This is a genomic window from Streptomyces sp. NPDC096323, assembly GCF_040302845.1.
Classification (GTDB): Bacteria; Actinomycetota; Actinomycetes; order Streptomycetales; family Streptomycetaceae; genus Streptomyces.
The window spans coordinates 289,346-306,554 of the sequence record NZ_JBEOSI010000003.1 but is presented as its reverse complement, the minus strand read 5'-3'; the positions used below and the strand labels follow the sequence as shown (position 1 = coordinate 306,554).

The 17,209-nt window shown below is 70.8% G+C and carries 20 protein-coding genes; 9 read left to right on the top strand and 11 right to left on the bottom strand.

Going from position 1 to position 17,209, the window contains the following annotated elements:
* Nucleotides 1-36: 36 nt before the first annotated feature.
* Both ABTX18_RS09265 and ABTX18_RS09260 read right to left on the bottom strand, forming a co-directional pair.
* Complete coding sequence (locus tag ABTX18_RS09265; protein WP_352122119.1) at nt 37-2,052, bottom strand: VMAP-C domain-containing protein; 2,016 nt, start codon at nt 2,050-2,052, stop codon at nt 37-39.
* Nucleotides 2,053-2,108: 56 nt separating this feature from the next.
* Nucleotides 2,109-2,684 (bottom strand): CU044_2847 family protein, encoded by a 576-nt coding sequence (locus ABTX18_RS09260; protein WP_352122118.1) that lies wholly within the window; start codon nt 2,682-2,684, stop codon nt 2,109-2,111.
* A gap of 172 nt (nt 2,685-2,856) precedes the next feature.
* Here ABTX18_RS09260 and ABTX18_RS09255 point away from each other — a divergent pair, with 172 nt between their 5' ends.
* Nucleotides 2,857-3,042 (top strand): DUF6104 family protein, encoded by a 186-nt coding sequence (locus ABTX18_RS09255; protein ID WP_136328815.1) that lies wholly within the window; start codon nt 2,857-2,859, stop codon nt 3,040-3,042.
* A gap of 38 nt (nt 3,043-3,080) precedes the next feature.
* Here the strand turns inward: ABTX18_RS09255 and ABTX18_RS09250 are convergent, their stop codons facing one another.
* Nucleotides 3,081-3,932 (bottom strand): hypothetical protein, encoded by an 852-nt coding sequence (locus tag ABTX18_RS09250; RefSeq protein WP_352122117.1) that lies wholly within the window; start codon nt 3,930-3,932, stop codon nt 3,081-3,083.
* Between the two features lie 162 nt (nt 3,933-4,094).
* Here ABTX18_RS09250 and ABTX18_RS09245 point away from each other — a divergent pair, with 162 nt between their 5' ends.
* Complete coding sequence (locus ABTX18_RS09245; protein WP_352122116.1) at nt 4,095-4,952, top strand: DUF4097 family beta strand repeat-containing protein; 858 nt, start codon at nt 4,095-4,097, stop codon at nt 4,950-4,952.
* A 1-nt stretch (nt 4,953) separates the two neighbouring features.
* Nucleotides 4,954-5,952 (top strand): PadR family transcriptional regulator, encoded by a 999-nt coding sequence (locus ABTX18_RS09240; protein ID WP_352122115.1) that lies wholly within the window; start codon nt 4,954-4,956, stop codon nt 5,950-5,952.
* A 40-nt stretch (nt 5,953-5,992) separates the two neighbouring features.
* On the opposite strand, the gene ABTX18_RS09235 is transcribed toward ABTX18_RS09240, so the two are convergent.
* The 4 genes from ABTX18_RS09235 to ABTX18_RS09220 all read right to left on the bottom strand — a co-directional run bounded on the left by ABTX18_RS09235 (nt 5,993) and on the right by ABTX18_RS09220 (nt 9,232).
* Nucleotides 5,993-6,571: a Clp protease N-terminal domain-containing protein gene (locus tag ABTX18_RS09235; RefSeq protein WP_352122114.1), complete on the bottom strand. Its 579-nt coding sequence runs from the start codon at nt 6,569-6,571 to the stop codon at nt 5,993-5,995.
* Nucleotides 6,571-6,780, bottom strand: a complete 210-nt coding sequence (locus tag ABTX18_RS09230; RefSeq protein WP_352122113.1) for a sigma factor-like helix-turn-helix DNA-binding protein — start codon at nt 6,778-6,780, stop codon at nt 6,571-6,573. The genes ABTX18_RS09235 and ABTX18_RS09230 overlap by 1 nt, the downstream gene beginning before the upstream one ends.
* A gap of 32 nt (nt 6,781-6,812) precedes the next feature.
* Nucleotides 6,813-7,784, bottom strand: coding sequence for a zinc-binding dehydrogenase (locus ABTX18_RS09225; RefSeq protein WP_352122112.1), 972 nt, complete (start codon nt 7,782-7,784; stop codon nt 6,813-6,815).
* A gap of 224 nt (nt 7,785-8,008) precedes the next feature.
* Nucleotides 8,009-9,232, bottom strand: coding sequence for an NAD(P)-dependent malic enzyme (locus ABTX18_RS09220; protein WP_352122111.1), 1,224 nt, complete (start codon nt 9,230-9,232; stop codon nt 8,009-8,011).
* A 521-nt stretch (nt 9,233-9,753) separates the two neighbouring features.
* Between ABTX18_RS09220 and ABTX18_RS09215 the strand changes: the two genes are divergently transcribed.
* The 3 genes from ABTX18_RS09215 to ABTX18_RS09205 are packed head-to-tail and all read left to right on the top strand — an operon-like array spanning nt 9,754 to nt 12,472.
* On the top strand, nt 9,754-10,710 hold the full coding sequence (locus tag ABTX18_RS09215; protein WP_352122110.1) for an ABC transporter substrate-binding protein: 957 nt from the start codon (nt 9,754-9,756) through the stop codon (nt 10,708-10,710).
* 45 nt (nt 10,711-10,755) lie between these two features.
* Entirely contained in the window at nt 10,756-11,709 is a 954-nt protein-coding gene (locus tag ABTX18_RS09210) for an amino acid ABC transporter permease (RefSeq protein ID WP_352122109.1), read from the top strand.
* A 10-nt stretch (nt 11,710-11,719) separates the two neighbouring features.
* Nucleotides 11,720-12,472: an amino acid ABC transporter ATP-binding protein gene (locus tag ABTX18_RS09205; RefSeq protein WP_352122469.1), complete on the top strand. Its 753-nt coding sequence runs from the start codon at nt 11,720-11,722 to the stop codon at nt 12,470-12,472.
* A 93-nt stretch (nt 12,473-12,565) separates the two neighbouring features.
* On the opposite strand, the gene ABTX18_RS09200 is transcribed toward ABTX18_RS09205, so the two are convergent.
* The 3 genes from ABTX18_RS09200 to ABTX18_RS09190 form a co-directional block, all read right to left on the bottom strand.
* The gene (locus ABTX18_RS09200; protein WP_352122108.1) at nt 12,566-13,330 is read right to left on the bottom strand and encodes a hypothetical protein; all 765 of its coding nucleotides are present in this window, start codon (nt 13,328-13,330) and stop codon (nt 12,566-12,568) included.
* Entirely contained in the window at nt 13,327-13,815 is a 489-nt protein-coding gene (locus ABTX18_RS09195; RefSeq protein WP_352122107.1) for a SigE family RNA polymerase sigma factor, read from the bottom strand. Before ABTX18_RS09195 ends, ABTX18_RS09200 begins: the two co-directional genes overlap by 4 nt.
* Before the next feature lie 148 nt (nt 13,816-13,963).
* On the bottom strand, nt 13,964-14,725 hold the full coding sequence (locus ABTX18_RS09190) for a class I SAM-dependent methyltransferase (RefSeq protein ID WP_352122106.1): 762 nt from the start codon (nt 14,723-14,725) through the stop codon (nt 13,964-13,966).
* A 106-nt stretch (nt 14,726-14,831) separates the two neighbouring features.
* On the opposite strand from ABTX18_RS09190, the gene ABTX18_RS09185 reads away from it, so the two are divergent.
* The gene (locus tag ABTX18_RS09185; protein WP_352122105.1) at nt 14,832-15,479 is read left to right on the top strand and encodes a CGNR zinc finger domain-containing protein; all 648 of its coding nucleotides are present in this window, start codon (nt 14,832-14,834) and stop codon (nt 15,477-15,479) included.
* On the opposite strand, the gene sodX is transcribed toward ABTX18_RS09185, so the two are convergent.
* Entirely contained in the window at nt 15,365-15,841 is a 477-nt protein-coding gene (gene sodX / locus ABTX18_RS09180; protein ID WP_352122104.1) for a nickel-type superoxide dismutase maturation protease, read from the bottom strand. The two genes, ABTX18_RS09185 and sodX, sit on opposite strands and share 115 nt — an antisense overlap.
* A 179-nt stretch (nt 15,842-16,020) precedes the next feature.
* On the opposite strand from sodX, the gene sodN reads away from it, so the two are divergent.
* Both sodN and ABTX18_RS09170 read left to right on the top strand, forming a co-directional pair.
* Entirely contained in the window at nt 16,021-16,416 is a 396-nt protein-coding gene (sodN, locus tag ABTX18_RS09175; protein ID WP_352122103.1) for a superoxide dismutase, Ni, read from the top strand.
* Between the two features lie 250 nt (nt 16,417-16,666).
* On the top strand, nt 16,667-17,206 hold the full coding sequence (locus ABTX18_RS09170) for an NUDIX hydrolase (protein ID WP_307669806.1): 540 nt from the start codon (nt 16,667-16,669) through the stop codon (nt 17,204-17,206).
* The last annotated feature ends 3 nt before the right edge of the window (nt 17,207-17,209 follow it).

Here is a 17,209-nt window from a genome sequence, read left to right as displayed (position 1 = left end):
CGGCACGGCCCTCGGGGGCCTGGCCGAGGCATCCCGTCACGGCGCCTCCAAGTACCCGGAGCGAGGCAGGGGCCGGTGCGGGTTGTCGTAGTACAGGGCCATTCCGTCGGACCAGTACGTCTCCAGGGCAGACGTGCTCACCCCGCGCCTCAGCTCATGGACCCATCGCGGCAGCCCGTCCCGCACCCGGACGTCCGAGACGCCCTCGGTCACGCGCCGGTGGAAGTCCTTGCAGACGGTGTCGTCCTCCGTCGGCCTCCGCTGGAACAGCGCCACGCCGAAGCCGGCGTCGAGGACCCGTCCCACCCCGGCCCTGATCCCGGGGTCCGGCCGGCTGCCGTAGCGGCAGAGCACCGGAACCGTCTCGCGGGCGAGCCTGCGCAGCTTGGCGGTCTCCGCCACCCGCACCCGTAACTCGTTCTCGCAGTCGACGACTTCGGCGCGCAGCCCGGTGTCCGGCGTGGCGTCCCAGCGCGTCAGCCGCTCGGCGGTGGGGCCGTGTTCCGAACTGCGCAGGACCACGGGGCGTACGGCCCCGAGCGGACGGCCGTCGCAGGGGAGCTCCCAGCGGTCGACCTCCAGACCGAACAGCCGGGGGTCCACCACGACCTGGAGCATCGCGGGGCTGCCCGGCTCGTCGCACTCCCGGAAGGCCTCGGTCAGCGCGGCGGACAGCTGGTCGGGCAGGGACTCGAGCGGGGCCCCCTGGCCGTCCCGGATGCGCGACATCTCTCCGGTGTGCCGGGCGACGGCGATCCGCCAGTCGTACTGCCCAGGCGCCCAGAGCTGCCGTTCCACTTCCAGTACGACGCAGTCCCGTTCCTGCTCCACGGGTGCGGGGGGCTCGCTCAGTGGCGGACGAGCCGGCTGACGGCTCTCCTCCAGAGCCACGTGGACATCCGCCCACTCCACGTCGAACTGGCGGCGCAGGTCGCGGGGCAGTTCGGCCTTCGCCACCTGCCGCACCCACTCCCACAGCGACTCGGCGGTAGCGGCTAAGAGCCCGCCGCCGGTCCGGTCGGCCGCGAGCACCCCCATGCAGTAGCGCAGGACCAGCTCGAACTGGGCCGCCCGCTCACGGGCGCGCGTGTCGTAGAGCGCCGCCAGCCCGTCACGCCAGCCGCGCGGTGCGGGGCGGTGCTCCCGGGAGTGGACGCCGGGCAGGGCGTCCAGCAGGACGAGCAGACTGCGGGTGCTGGCCGGGGGCGGGAGTTCGGCGAGCTGGCCCAGCAGCTCGGCCCGTTGCTTGGGGCCGAGGATCCCGCCGGGCGGCGCCGGCAGTTCGCTCTGCACATCGGCCCAGGTCCGCTCCGTGCCGGCCGAGCTGTTGTGCTGGTCCGCGTGGTAGCGGTCGTGGGCGTGAAAGACGGACTGGTACAGGTCGTCGGCTTCGGTCACCACCGGTCCGGACGGCACGTTCAGGGTGCGCAGGCGCTCGGTCCCCACGGCCGTCCCGCCCTGATGGTGGTCGAGCCGCGACTTGATCACTCCGACCACCTCGCCCCGGACGAGATCCACCACGGGGCCGCCGGACATGCCCGGCTCCAGCCAGTCCCCGTCGAGCCGCACGACCTGTTCGGCGTCGTCCGACGCGCCGTAGGCCCCCTTCACCACGCAGACGCCGCTGCGCTTGAGCAGTCCGCCGCCCTGCGAGGGGGCCCAGCCCACGCAGTGGATCTCACGGCTGCGGAGCATGGCCTCCGAGCGCTCGGAAACGTACACGCAGGTGTGCTTGACGGGGCGCCGGAGCTTGATGAGTGCGAGGTCGGGGGCGGGCCAGCCGGTGGCGCCGGGCGGCCGCGCGCCGGGCATCGCGACGACGACCTCGCCCGGCGCCTCGCTCAGTTCCGTGCTGTAGCGGTCCCCCTTGAACCACACGCTCACCCTGCCCCCCTCCCCCCGCGTCGCGACGTGCGCGCACGTGAGGATCCAGCCGGGTGCGATGAAGAAGCCGCTCCCCAGGAAGTCTCCGCCCCGTCCGCCCTGTCCGTCAGGGGCATACCCGGACCCCGGCCCATGGATGCGCACCGTGGCATCCCGCACGAGGTCCATGAGAGCGGCCTGCGGCCCGCCCAGACCCCCTTCCGCGCCCCCGCCGCCCTCCGAGGTCACGCTCCGCCGCCGTCGGCGCCGTCCGCTGCGTCACGGTGCGCCGGTGCGCCGGGGTCTGCCCCGGCGGGCGTATCGGGGGGCGCGGGCGCCGGTGCGGCCGGGGGCACCCGCGGGGGCGCGAACGGAACCGGCGGCAACGGCACGGAAGGGCCGGGAGGCGCGGGCGCCTGTGCCGGCACGGGCGCGGGCTCCGGGGCGGGCGGGTCGACGGGCGGACCTCCCCCGTTCCAGGTGAGGGTGACCTTGATGGCTCCCTTGGCCTCACCGTCCGCGAGGAGTCCGACGACCTTGCCCGACTTGGCGGTGAGCTCGATCCCGAACTCGACGCTGACCTCGTCCGGTCGCACGGCGCGCAGCGGCACGGCGAGCGAGCGCGCCACGCTGGTCACCACGGAGTGCAGGCTCTCGACCCGCGCCTGCACCCGGTCGGCGATGTCCCCGAACCCGGTGTCCGTGAACGTCAGACCGCCGGGCTCGGGGCGGTCCAGCTCCTCCGCCCCGGAGATCCGTGCCCAGACCGGCGTACCGTCCGGCATCTCGATGCGCGTGATACGGGCCCCACCGTCACCCATGACACCCCCCGTTCCCCAACTCCCCGCAGGTTAACGGCCGTACGCCCCCGGCGCGAGGGACATGGACCATGACGCGGGGGGCCCGCCGCCCGGTTCTCGGCCGTCCGGCACGGCCGCCGCCGGGCCTTCTCCCGGCCGTCGCAGGGCTGTCACCAGGCAGTAAACTCGGGCTATGTACTTCACCGACCGCGGTATCGAGGAGCTGGAGAAGCGGCGTGGCGAGGAAGAGGTCACTTTCGAGTGGCTCGCCGAGCAGCTGCGCACCTTCGTCGATCTGAACCCCGACTTCGAGGTGCCGGTCGAGCGCCTCGCCACCTGGCTGGCCCGGCTGGACGACGACGAGGACGACGAGGACTGATCGGCCCGGGACGGTCGGCGAAGCTCCGGCCGCGACGGTCAGCGAAGCTCCGGCCCCTCGTCCCTGATCCGGTCGTACGCGAGGCCGAGCGCACCGTGCACCATCAGCAACGCCCCGGCGAAGACCCATCCGCCGCTGCGCCGGCCCGCTCCCCACAGGGCGAGCGGGAGACCCGCCGCCAGCTGGGCGCCGGCCAGCGCGCGGGCGCGGGGGCCGCGCATCCAGGGCCCCAGGCGGCTGCTTTCCACCGCGGCGAGTTCGGCCTTGACGGCCTCGCGCCAGCCGGTCCACGCGATCCGTTCGGCCTCCGGCCCCACGTCGGCCCGCGCGGTCAGCCGGGCGGACGGCTCGCCGGGGTCCAGGCCCGGCGGGAGCTCCAGCCCGATGCGGGTGAGGACGGCCAGCAGTCCGCGGAGCCGGGCCCGGGCGTCGGTCTCCGGATCGGGGCGGGTCAGGGCTTCGAGGGCCTGGACGTCCAGCACGGGGTCGAGACCGAGCCGCTCGGCGAACGTACGCATCGCCTCGTCCTCACCGGCCGGGGTTCCGTCGGCGAGCCAGACGTAGCCGACCGGGCGGCGGAACCCCGCGGCGAGCGTGTACCCGGCCCGGTCGCCGTCCCACCACAGCGCGAGGACCGGCCAGGTGGAGCCGACGGCGAGGGCGGCGGCCCAGCCCCCGAGCACCCGGTCGACGGGCTCGGCGGCCTCACCCCCCGCCGGCTGCCCGGCAGGCCCGCCGTGCCACGGCTTCCCCTCCGGTACGAGGACGCTCCAGCTCTCCCCGGCCGGTACGAGCAGCATCCGCTCACGCAGCAGAGGGGCGACCGGCCGGACCGTCTCCGGTTCGACCCGGCACAGCAGCAGTGCTCCCACGCGTGATGTCGCATCCATGCCCCACACCGTAGGACAGAATGCCCGGGTTTGAGGTGCTTTGTACGCCTGATCGCCCCACCACCTTCCCCGCCATCGCCTTGACTTCCCGTAACCGCGATATATCGTGTTGAGCAAGAGACGCGATATGTTGCGTCGCCGCGTTCCCCGGGAGGTCAGACCATGCCTGTGTCGACGTGGGCCATCGCCGAGCCTCGCAAACTCACCTTCGACGAACCCGTGAGCGCGCTGAGCGTGCGCATCGTCAACGGAACGGTCAACGTCGTCGGCACCGACGAGCCGACCGCGAGGCTCGAGGTCTCCGACATCGAGGGGCCGCCCCTCGTCGTCACGCTGCAGGACGGTGTCCTGACCGTCGCGTACGAGGACCTGGCCTGGCAGCACATGCTCAAGTGGCTCGACCGCAAGGGCTGGCACCGCCGCGCGGTGGTCTCCCTCGCGGTCCCGGCCGGGTCGGCGGTAGAGGTCGGCGTGGTCGGCGCGGGCGCCTTCGTCTCCGGGATCCGCGGCCGCACGGACGTACGCGGCGTCACCGGCGACACCACGCTCGTCGGGCTCGCCGGGCCGGTGGGCACGGAGACCGTGTCCGGCAATGTGGAGGCCCAGGCCGTCACCGGCGACCTGCGCTTCCACTCGGTCTCCGGCGACCTGACCGTCGTCGAGGGCGCCGGGGATTCGGTGAAGGCGGAGTCCGTCAGCGGCAACATGGTGCTCGACCTGGACGCGACCGGCCGTCCCACCGACGTCCGGCTGGCCACGGTCTCCGGCGAGCTCGCCATCCGGCTGCCGCACCCGGCCGACGCGAAGGTCGAGGCGAACACCGCGAGCGGCTCCGTCTCCAACGGCTTCGAGGACTTGCGGGTCAGCGGCCAGTGGGGTGCGAAGAAGATCACCGGCACGCTGGGCTCCGGAACCGGGACACTGAGGGCGACGACGGTCTCGGGATCGATCGCCCTGCTGCGCCGCCCACCGGCAAAGGACGATCCGCGCGATGCCGAGCCGACCGGAAAGGTGCTCTGACATGCCCCCCGTATTCGCCCACGGCCGCCTGCGCCTCTACCTGCTGAAGCTGCTCGACGAGGCTCCTCGTCACGGCTACGAGGTGATCAGGATCCTCGAGGAACGCTTCCAGGGCCTGTACGCCCCCTCCGCGGGCACCGTCTACCCGCGGCTCGCCAAGCTCGAGGCCGAGGGCCTGGTCACGCACGCCACCGAGGGCGGCCGCAAGGTCTACTCGATCACCGACGCCGGCCGCGCCGAACTGGCGGGCCGCACCGGTGAGCTCGCCGATCTGGAGCTGGAGATCAGGGACTCGGTCTCCGAGCTGGCCGCCGAGATCCGCGACGACGTCCGGGGCGCCGCGGGCAAGCTGCGCAGCGAGATGCGCGCCGCAGCCGACGAGTCGCGGCACACCGGTCCTTCCCGGCCGGGCGGCAAGGCATCCCCCTTCGGGGGCCTCGGCGACTTCGGCGACCTGGGCGATCTGGGCGACAAGGAAGCCTGGCGCACGGCGAAGGAGGAGCTGCGCAAGGCGAAGCAGGAGTGGAAGGAGCAGGCCCGCCGGGCGAAGGACGAGTCCCGCCGCGCCCGCGAGGAGGCCCAGCAGGCCCGCCGCCAGGCCAAGGAGGCCCAGGACCGGGCGCGCGAACAGATGCAGAACGCCGCCCGCCAGGTCCAGGAGCACTTCGCCCGGGGCGACTGGCCGGCCGGCGTCCGGGAGGGGCTCGCGGAGATCACCGGCCAGCTGGGCGGCTTCGCCCGTACGGGCAACTGGCCGCCGTACGTGAAGCCGGACGCGGCGGACGCCGACCCCGACTGGGGCAAGGACGCCGGCGGCACCGGTGACCCGGCCCGCGATCTGGACCGCCTGCTCGACCGGTTCCGCGACGACATCCGGGACGCCGCCAGGGACCGGGGGGTGACGGAGGGCCAGCTCGCGGAGGCCCGCCGGCACCTCTCGACGGCGGCCGCCCACATCGGGGCGCTGCTGCGGAAGAACGCCGGCGACGAGGCGAAGTAGCAGGACGACGACGGTGGCAGCGGGGCGGCCGGGGAAACAACTACCCGGCCGCCCGGCGGTCCTGGCCCGCGTCGCCGTCCCCGTACAGCGCACGGTTGACCGTCTCGTACGTCGCACCGTGCTCGGCGAGCACGTCGGCGACGATTCCGGGGGACGCGGTGAGAGCGAGCAACAGGTGCTCCTCACCGACGAAGCGGTCACCGCGGCCGACTGCGATCCGCAGCGACTTCCCCAGGATCTTCTTGGCCTCCTTGGTGAACGCACGGTCGCCCGACCAGCGGCGCCGGCCCGTGCGGTCGCCCCGCAGCGCCCCCTCGCCGTGCGCCTCCTCGATGCGGGAGACGATCGCGGTGAGATCGATGCCGATGTCCGCGAGGGCGTCGGCGTCGGCCTTCGTCATGCCGCCGCGCCTGCGCGCGTCGGCGAGCGCGGCCTCCACCGAGGGCCTGCGGGCCTTGAGGCCCAGCGCGGCGACGGCGAACGAGGCCCGGCTGCCCTCCTGGTCCAGCAGCGCGAGCAGCAGATGCTCTTCGGTGACGGAACCGGCGTCGCACCGTTCGGCGTGGGTCACCGCGCCGGTCACCGCGGCGCGGGCGCCCTGGGTGAATCGCTCGAACATCAATGCCTCCCGTACTTCTTGTGCACGGCCTGCCGGCTGACGCCCAGTTCGGCCGCGATCTCCTGCCACGACCAGCCCTGGACACGGGCGCTTCTGACTTGTACGGCTTCGAGCTGCTCCAGCAGCCGCCGCAGCGCGGCCACCGACCGCAGCCCCACCCGGGGGTCGCGGTCGCCGGCGCGCTCGGCGAGATCCGTTGCATCGGTCATGATGTCAACTATGGTTGACACCCGACCGCACGTCAACCCTGGTTGACAGTCAGCACGATTTTTCCGAACTGGCCGCCCGAGGCGAGCCGCTGGAACCCCTCGCGGGCGCGGTCCAGCGGCAGCACCTCGTCGATGACGGGGCGCACCCCCGTGGTCGCGCAGAAGGCGAGGAGGTCCTCGAGTTCGTCCTTGGACCCCATGGTCGAGCCGACGACCTTCAGTTCCAGGAAGAAGATGCGGGTCAGTTCGGCGTGCGAGGGACGGTCGCCGCTGGTGGCGCCGGAGATGACCAGCGTGCCGCCGGGGCGCAGGGACTTGACGGAGTGCGACCAGGTCGCGGCGCCGACCGTCTCGATGACGGCGTCGACCCGATGGGGCAGCCGTGCGCCCGGCTCGTACGCCTCGATCGCCCCGAGTTCGACGGCCCGCGCACGCTTGGCCTCGTCGCGACTGGTGGCGTAGATCCGCAGCCCGGCCGCCCGGCCGAGGACGATCGCGGCGGTCGCGACGCCACCCCCGGCGCCCTGGACCAGGACGGAGTCGCCGGGCCGCACCCCGGCGTTGGTGAAGAGCATGCGGTACGCGGTCAGCCAGGCGGTGGGCAGACAGGCGGCCTGCTCGAAGGTGAGCTCCTTCGGCTTGCGCAGCACGTTCCAGCTGGGGACGGTCACCTGCTCGGCGAAGGTGCCCTGGTAGCGCTCGGTGAGGATGGAGCGCGGCTCGTCGGGGCCGACTCCGTGCCCGGTCTGGCCGATGACGGAGTGCAGGACGACCTCGTTGCCGTCCTGGTCGGTGCCGGCGGCGTCGCAGCCGAGGATCATCGGCAGCTTGTCCTCGGCGAGGCCGACGCCGCGCAGGGACCAGAGGTCGTGGTGGTTGAGGGAGGCGGCCCGGACGTTGACGGTGGTCCACCCGGGACGGGCCTCGGGTGCCGGGCGTTCGCCCAGCTCAAGGCCGTTGAGGGGGTGGTCGCGGTCGAGGCGGGATGCGTAGGCGGCGAACATGGGCCCGACGATAGGCGGGGCCCCGGCCGGCCGTAACCGGCTGCGGGTGTGACACGCGCCGCGTGTGGCAGCGACCGGCCCCGGCCAGTTCCTTCGAGCGCCGGAGGGGCGAAATCAAGCCCCTGGGGGTCCCCGCGGACGAAGTCTTGGGGAGATTGAGGAGCGGGGGTCCGGGGGCAGCGCCCCCGAAAAGGCACCGCGCCCGAACCCCACCCTCACTCACTTCAGCGCCGGGCGACACCCTCCGCCCGAGCCGCGGCGGCCACCGCGGCCGTCACCGCCGGGGCGACCCGCTCGTCGAACGGTGACGGGATCACGTAGTCGGCGGCCAGCTCGTCGCCCACCACATCGGCCAGCGCGTTCGCCGCGGCGATCTTCATGCCCTCGGTGATCCGCGACGCCCGCACCTGGAGCGCGCCCGCGAAGATGCCGGGGAACGCCAGCACGTTGTTGATCTGGTTCGGGTAGTCCGAACGCCCGGTCGCCACGACGGCCGCGTACTTGTGCGCGATGTCGGGGTGCACCTCGGGGTTCGGGTTCGCCATGGCGAAGACGAAGGCGCCGGGCGCCATCGAGGCGACGGCCGGCTCCGGAACCGTACCGCCGGAGACACCGATGAAGAGGTCGGCGCCGGCGAGCGCGTCCGCGAGGGATCCGGAGATCCCGGCCTTGTTGGTGAGCTCGGCCAGCTCCCGCTTGACGTCGGTCAGGTCCTCGCGGTCCCGGCTGACGATGCCCTTGCGGTCGGCGACGGCGACATCGCCGAGCCCCGCCTCCAGCAGGAACTTGGCGATGGCCACGCCGGCCGCGCCCGCGCCCGAGATGACTCCGCGCAGTTCGCCCAGGTCCCGCCCGGACAGCTTCGCGGCGTTGCGCAGGGCCGCCAGGGTGACCACGGCCGTGCCGTGCTGGTCGTCGTGGAAGACGGGAATGTCGAGCCGCTCCTGGAGCTTGCGCTCGATCTCGAAGCAGCGCGGCGCCGAGATGTCCTCCAGATTCACGCCACCGAAGGACGGGGCGAGCCGGACGACGGTCTCGACGATCTCGTCCGCGTCGGTGGTCGCGAGGGCGATCGGAACCGCGTCGACGCCGCCGAACTGCTTGAACAGGATCGCCTTGCCCTCCATCACGGGGAGAGAGGCCTCGGGGCCGATGTCGCCGAGACCGAGCACGGCGGTGCCGTCCGTCACGACGGCCACGACCTGCGACTTCCAGGTGTAGTCGTGGACGAGTTCGGGATTCTCCGCGATCGCGCTGCACACCTTCGCCACACCGGGGGTGTAGGCGAGGGACAGGTCGTCCTTGTCCCGGATCGGGACGGTGGCCTGCACGGCCATCTTCCCGCCCCGGTGGAGCGCGAAGGCCGGATCGAACGGCTCGTCGGTCGCGCTGTCGCTCGTGCTGTCGGTATTGCTGTCGCTGCGAGGATTGACGATCTCCGCTGCCATGGTGTTGACCCCTTAAGTCTTCATCGTTCGAGGGTGGCCACTCCTGGTTGAGGAGGGGTGGGTGGGCACCGCGTACGTCCCCTGCGCCGGGCGACTGGTCCGTCCCGGCAGGGGGAGATTCATACGCGCGGGCGCGCCGCACACGCGCCCTGAGCCCCGGATGAGGGGTGTAAACGTCCTTCTTACCGGACACGCGGTGCCGCGGACGAGTCGGTATCCCCACGGTGACGCGTCTCATAGTGGGGCATACAGACAAGTCGGCCAGGCAACACGAAACCCGCCCAGAGCAGGGCCAAGGCAGGGGATCTTCCGGCAGGAAGACGCGATTCCAGGGAAAGGTCCGGCCTTGATGTGCCGGCCCACTGGGTTCGGGGGTGTCCCGTTACCCGATTTTGACATGCTGCGCCCCCTGTTTGGGCTAGTCCGAATGGCAAGATGCCGAAAACACACAAGGTCGCGAGACTCGAAGAAGAGTTCCGACCTAGCTGGCAATGCCCCTCACCTGCCGGAGGACCCCGATCATGACCGCACGCACCACCCGCCGTACGACCACCGCCAAGTCCCGGATCGCCGCGGTGGGCGCCCTCGCGGTCGCCGGCGCGCTGCTGCTCACCGCCTGCGGTGACCAGACGAGCTCGGGCTCGGGCACCAAGGAGAGCGACACCGCCACGTCGTCCGCGGCCCCGCTCTTCGCGAAGCTGCCGAAGAAGTACCAGGACTCCCGTGTCATCAAGGTCGGCACGGACGCCTCCTACGCTCCGATGGAGTACGAGGAGGGCGGCAAGATCGTGGGCATCGACCCCGACATCGCCGCCGCGCTGGGCAAGGAGCTCGGCGTGAAGTTCGAGTTCACCAGTGGGACCTTCGACGGCCTCATCTCGTCCCTGAACACCGGGCGCCAGGATGTCGTCATGTCCGCCATGAGCGACACCAAGGCCCGCCAGGAGGGTCTGGACGACAAGGGCAAGAAGGTCGGCAAGGGCGTCGACTTCGTCGACTACTTCACCTCCGGCGTCTCGCTCCTCGTGAAGAAGGGCAACCCCGAGAAGATCACCTCCCTGGACGACCTCTGCGGCAAGACGGTCGCCGTTCAGCGCGGCACGATCTACGAGGACACCTTCAAGGCCCAGGCCGAGAAGTGCGGCGACAAGAAGCTGTCCATCGAGCCGTTCGACACCGACGCCGAGGCCCAGAACCGCGTGAAGATCGGTGGCGCGGTCGCCGACCTCAACGACTACCCCGTCGCCGCGCACATCGCGAAGACGGCCGGAGGCGGCAACACCTTCGAGGTCGCGGGCAACCAGACCGACGCCGGCCCCTTCGGCATCGCCGTCAACAAGGACAACGCGCAGCTGCGTGACGCGCTGAAGGAAGCGCTCGCCACCATCATCAAGAACGGCGAGTACGCGAAGGTCCTGGAGAAGTGGGACGTCAAGAACAGCGCCGTCACCGAGGCAGCGATCAACGCCGGCAAGTAGGTCACGGCGTTCTCGCCTCAAGCGTTTCACTGAAGGGCAGTCACCGTGACTGACAAGTTCGACAAGACACCCGCCGACGAACCACCCATGCACTCGGCGGTCTCCAAGGGCGCTACCGTGCCCCCGCCCCAGATCAAGGCCATTCCGGTACGCCACTGGGGCCGCTGGCTCTCCGGTGTGGTCGTGGTGGCCGTGCTCGGCATGCTCGTCTACGCGTTCGCGCAGGGCGACATCAATTGGGACACGGTCGGGGACTTCGTCTTCGACGACCGGATCATCAAGGGCGCCGTCAACACGGTGATCATCAGCGTGCTCTCGATGATCATCGGGCTGGTGCTCGGTGTCGTCTTCGCGGTCATGCGGCTCTCGAAGAACCCGGTGACCGGAGCGGTCGCCTGGCTCTACATCTGGCTCTTCCGCGGCACCCCGGTCTACGTACAGCTGCTGCTGTGGTTCAACCTCGCCCTGATCTTCCCGATCCTGAACATCGGGTTCTACAAGGACGAGATGGTCGACGTCATGACGCCGTTCGCCGTCGCCCTCTTGGGCCTCGGTCTGAACGAGGGCGCCTACATGGCGGAGATCGTCCGGTCCGGGATCCAGTCGGTCGACGAGGGTCAGACCGAGGCCTCGCACGCGCTGGGCATGTCCACCGGCAAGACCATGCGGCGGATCGTTCTTCCGCAGGCGATGCGGGTCATCGTGCCGCCGACCGGGAACGAGTTCATCAACCTGCTGAAGACCTCGTCCCTGGTCTCCGCGGTGCAGTACACCGACCTGCTGCGGGCCGCCACGAACATCGGCGCCACCTCGTTCGCGGTCATGGAGATGCTGCTGGTCGCCTCCATCTGGTATCTGGCGCTGACCAGCGTCTTCAGCATCGGCCAGTACTACGTCGAGCGGTACTACGCCCGCGGGTCACTGCGGCAGCTGCCGCTGACTCCATGGCAGAAGGTCAAGATGAACATGCGCTCCCTCACCAGCCCCAGGGGGGTGTGACATGACCGCCATGGTGAAGGCCGAAGGCGTCCACAAGTCCTTCGGCGCCGCACACATCCTCAAGGGCATCGACCTGGAGGTCGCCCCCCGTGAGGTGTTCTGCCTGGTCGGCCCGTCCGGCTCCGGCAAGTCCACGTTCCTGCGGTGCATCAACCACCTGGAGCAGATCAACAGCGGCCGTCTCTCCGTCGACGGCAAGCTGGTGGGCTACCGCCAGAAGGGCGACAAGCTCTACGAACTGAAGGACAGCGAGGTCGCGGCGCAGCGCCGGGACATCGGCATGGTCTTCCAGCGCTTCAACCTGTTCCCCCACATGACGGCGCTGGCGAACGTCATGGAAGCCCCGATGCAGGTCAAGGGCGAGACGAAGGCCGTCGCCCGCGCGAAGGCCGAACGCCTCCTGGACCGCGTCGGCCTGTCCGACAAGGCGAAGAACTACCCCTCGCAGCTCTCCGGCGGACAGCAGCAGCGGGTGGCCATCGCGCGGGCGCTGGCCATGGAGCCGAAGCTGATGCTCTTCGACGAGCCCACCTCGGCGCTCGACCCGGAGCTGGTGGGCGACGTGCTCGACGTCATGCGCGGGCTCGCCGAGGACGGCATGACGATGATCGTCGTCACCCACGAGATGGGCTTCGCCCGTGAGGTCGGCGACGCGCTGGTCTTCATGGACGACGGCGTGGTGGTCGAGTCGGGCCACCCGCGCGACGTGCTGACCAACCCGCAGCACGACCGGACGAAGTCGTTCCTGTCGAAGGTGCTGTAGGCGCCGAACCCCTACGTGAGGGCGGTACGGACCGACACGGTCCGTACCGCCCTCACGTGCGTACGCGCACCGCCCTCGTGCACGTAGGCGCTTCTACTTCGCCAGCAGCTCCGACCTGAGCATCAGGTCCCGCAGCTGCGCCCGCGTCAGCGGCGGGGTCTTCAGCAGCGGCCCCTGCGCGGTGTCGGCCTCGAAGCCGGTGCTGTCCCGTACGGCGAGCTGCCCGCCGTCCTTGAGCGTGAGCCGGGCGGTCAGTTCCGGCCCCCATTGCGGGGTGCCGTCCCCGTAGTCCATCGCATCGCTCCAGATGGTCAGCACCCGCCCGTCCGGCAGTTCCTCGCGGACGCAGTCCGTACGCTGCGGCTCCCTCGTCGCGGGCTTGCACAGGTTCGTGTCCGCGGATCCACCCCCGAGCTTCTTGTCCAGCGTCTTCGCGTCCATGACGGAGACGGTGAGGTAGCCGACGCCGCCGTCCCTGCGGACCGCGTAGTGCCCGTCCAGCGGCCCGACCGGGTGTTCCTCGGCCTGCTCCGCCGTCGCGTGCTTGATGATCACGGCGAGTGAGACCTGTTCGACGGTTCCCACGTCCGCGGGCAGCAGCTTGACCAGCTGCTGGGCCCGGCCGCTGTTGCCGACCAGCTCGGTGGGGGCCGCCACCGAGGTCTTCTGGGGGGTCTGCGCCGAGAGCCCGGGGACGACGAACGCCCCCGCCGCCACCGCGCACACCGCCGCGGCCGACACCGCGGCCCGGCGGCGGCTGCGGAGCCGGGCCGCCTTCGCGTAGACCACCTCGGTGCTGATGACCGGCTGCCCCGCGTCCTCTGCGGCCCGCCCCAAAAGCTCACGCACGTCGCTCATACCAATTCCTCCGCCATCTCGGCGCGCAGCGCCGCCAAACCCCGAGCCGCATGGCTCTTGACCGTGTTCTCCCGCATCCCGAGCAGCTGGGCCGTGGCCTCGACGCTCAGGTCCTCCCAGTAGCGCAGCACCAGCACGGCCCGTTGCCTGGGCGTCAGCCGGGCGAGTGCCGCCCGTACCGCGAGGCCGGTGTCCGTGTCGGGTGCGTGGGCCGCCCGTTCGGGCAGTTCGCCGTACGACTGCTCGCGCCGCCAGAACCGGCGGCGGCCGGCGATGAAGGTGTTGACCAGCGTCTTGCGCGCGTACGCCTCGATGTTGTCGAGCCGTCCGTGCCGCCGGCCGCCGAGCACTACCTTGACCAGCGTGGCCTGGACCAGGTCCTCGGCCTCGTGCCGGTCGCCGCAGAGCAGATACGCGCTGCGGAACAGTGCGGTGCGTCTGCTCTCGACGAAGGCGTGCAGCGCGTCGCCGTCCTCGCTCCGCATCGTCAGCGCCCCTTCCCCGGTCCGCGGGCGCGGACCGTCTCACCCTTCCAGTGCGGTGGGACGCCAGGCGGGTTGCGGCAGTGGGCCACAAAAAATTGGCGGGGCGGCGCGGACCGTCGTCCGTACCGCCCCGCCCCGCATGGTGCCCCTACTTGACCGCGAGCACCAGACTGTCCGACGGCGAGCACCAGACGGGCCGCGCCTCGGCGAACCCGGCGGCGCGCAGGGTGTCCGCGTGCCAGGCCGCGGACGGCGTGTCGCCGTCGGCGTGATCGCCGTAGATCGCGAACCGCTCGGCGGTCGGCCCGGCGAGCACCGGGTCCGCCGCGGCCAGCGCCCACCACTGCGCCCAGTCCAGGACTCCGGCGCCCTTGGCCCGGTCCATGCCGGCGTGCCGGTGGGCGCGTTCGGCGGCGTTGATCCGGGGAGTCCCCGTCTCGATCATGCGGTCGGCGTTCATGAACACGCCGCCGTCCCGGACGAGGCCGCCGATCTGCCCGTACAGGGCGGTGAGCGGTTCGCTGTGCAGCCAGTGCAGGGCGGTGGCGGTGAGGACGGCGTCGTACGAGTCGTGAGGCAGCCGCTCCGTCCAGCGCGGGTCCTTGAGGTCCGCGGTCACGAAGCTGACGCGCTCGTCGCCGGCGAAGGTGCCGCGGGCGATGGCGAGCAGTGCGGGGTCGAGGTCGACGCCGGTACTGGTGGCGTTCGGGAACCGCCGCAGCAGCCGGTCCGTAATACTTCCCGTACCGCACGCGAGGTCGAGCACCCGCGGTTCCGGGCCCGTGAGGGCCTCGACCATGTCGAGCATGACCCGGAAGCGCTCCTCGCGGTCGGGCAGGTACCACTCCTGCTGCCGGTCCCAGCTCGCCTGCCAGGCCTGCCAGTCGGCGCCCGTCGCTGTCTCCGTCATTCGAAACCTCCCACGTAATAGCCTGGGCCATGTAATACCCTGGACCCACAGAAGCCCATTACTTCATCGCCGCATCGACCTTAGACCGACGCCGTAAGGACTACAAGTGGAACTGGCCTATTACTCGGACTACGCCGTGCGCCTGGTCAACACCGAGGAGCCGGCCCGCAACAAGGACGCCCTCACCTCGGTCGACGCGGTGCGCGAGCTCTTCGGCGCCAACGCACAGGCCGCCCGGCGGGCGACCGACGCGGACGTGACCCGCTTCCGGTCCGTACGGGCCCGGCTGCGCGCGGTCTTCGAGGCGGCCGACGGCGGCGACGAGACGCTTGCCGTCGACCTGCTCAACTCGCTGCTGCTGGAGTTCCCGGTCAGCCCGCAGATCTCGGGGCACGACATCCGGGACGCGGACGGCAAGCCGGACTGGCACATGCATCTGGCCGACCACCCGTCCAACGCCACCGCGGGCTACACCGCGATCGCGGCGATGGGCCTGGCCTTCCACCTCACCTCGTACGGTGTGGACCGGCTCGGCCTGTGCGAGGCGGCGCCGTGCCGCAACGCCTACCTCGACACCTCGACCAACCGCTCCCGCCGCTACTGCTCGGACCGCTGCGCGACCCGCGCCAATGTGGCGGCCTACCGGGCCCGGAAGCGCCTGGAGACGGAACGGGCCGCGGAGACGGGCCGCGGCGCCGAGACCGGCCGCAGCGCGGAGACCGCCCAGACCGCCACACCGCGCACCGAGCGCTGATCCTTCGCCAGGGGCCGGTACCGGGCCCGGACCCTGGCCAGCACGAGCTCCTCGGGCACGGTCCCGTAGTCCGTACTGTCGCCACCGGCGAAGCGGTTGTCACCCAGCACCCACCAGCCGCCGTCCCGCCGCTCCACGGCCCGCTTGACCACCAGCAGGTCCTGCTGGAACGGATGCCGCAGAATCACCACGTCACCGGGGCGCACCGGCGCCCCGTACTGCACGAGCAGCCAGTCCCCGTGGTGGAGCGTGGGCACCATCGACGGCCCCGTCACCTCCACCACCTGGAACGGAACTCTCCCCGCCGGCCCCCGTCCGGGCTGGTCATCGGTCCGTTCCGGCACCTCCGGCACCTCCCGCATCTCTCCGGCACCTCCCCGGTCCGTCCTCACACCATCCCTCACAGGGTTCCGTACATTCGGCCACTGGTCCCGTCCTCACCCTGGACTTTTGGCCTAAGCCCTAGGGGGCACCCGCAAAAACACGCTTCTCACGGAGTAATGTCCCACCTGAGAAGACGATCACGAGGAAGGACAGCTCAATGCTTTCCCGCCTGTTTGCCCCCAAGGTGAAGGTCAGCGCCCACTGCGACCTCCCCTGCGGCGTGTACGACCCGGCCCAGGCCCGCATCGAGGCGGAGTCCGTCAAGGCCGTCCAGGAGAAGTACCAGGCCAACGAGGACCCGCACTTCCGGGCCCGCGCGGTGGTCATCAAGGAGCAGCGCGCCGAGCTCGCCAAGCACCACGTCTCGGTGCTGTGGAGCGACTACTTCAAGCCCCCGCACTTCGAGAAGTACCCCCAGCTGCACCAGCTGGTCAACGACACCCTCAAGGCGCTGTCGGCCGCGAAGGGCTCCACGGACCCGGCCACGGGCCAGAAGGCGCTCGACCTGATCGCCGAGATCGACGCCATCTTCTGGGAGACCAAGAAGGCTTGATCGGCTCGCTGTTCAGCCTCGGGCTGGACTGCAGGTCAGAGCAGGAATGAGAGAGGCCCGACCGCTTTAAGCGGTCGGGCCTCTTCGTCGTTCGTAGATCGTTTGGGAGACGTCCGGCAGACGAGGTCAGGCAGAGCGGCGCTCTCGCCGCTCTGCCCTCTGGTCCACCTCGTCGATGCCCCAAGCCAGCAGACGGATTCTCGTCAAAGTGACATGCTGGACACTTCACTGAAGCAAGGGAGTTGAGCTCATGCAGTGGACCGTCCATGGCGAGCGGCAGATCTACAACAACCCATGGGTGAACCTCTGGCTTGTGGACGTCCAGCAGCCTGACGGCCGGCGGTGGGAACACCATGTGGTCCGGATGCGGCACCTGGCTGTAGCGGCCGTGGTCGACGACCAAAAGCGCGTGCTGATGATGTGGCGGCACCGGTTCATCACCGACACCTGGGGCTGGGAGCTTCCGATGGGCCTCATCGAGGCCGACGAAACCCCGGAGCAGGCTGCTGCCCGCGAGGTCGAGGAGGAGACCGGCTGGCGTGTGAAGGGCGTCAAGCCGCTGGTGTACGCGCAACCGGCGAACGGCATCACGGACTCCGAGCACTTCGTCTTCCGTGCCGAGACAGCCTCGTATGCGGGCCCACCGACCGAGTTGAACGAGTCCGACCGAATCGAGTGGATTCCGATCTCGGAGATCCGGGGCATGATCGACCGCCGCGAGGTCGTCAGCAGTGGCAGCCTGGTCGGTTTGCTGTATCTGCTGCTGGACGAGGCGACCGGCAGCTCGTAAGGG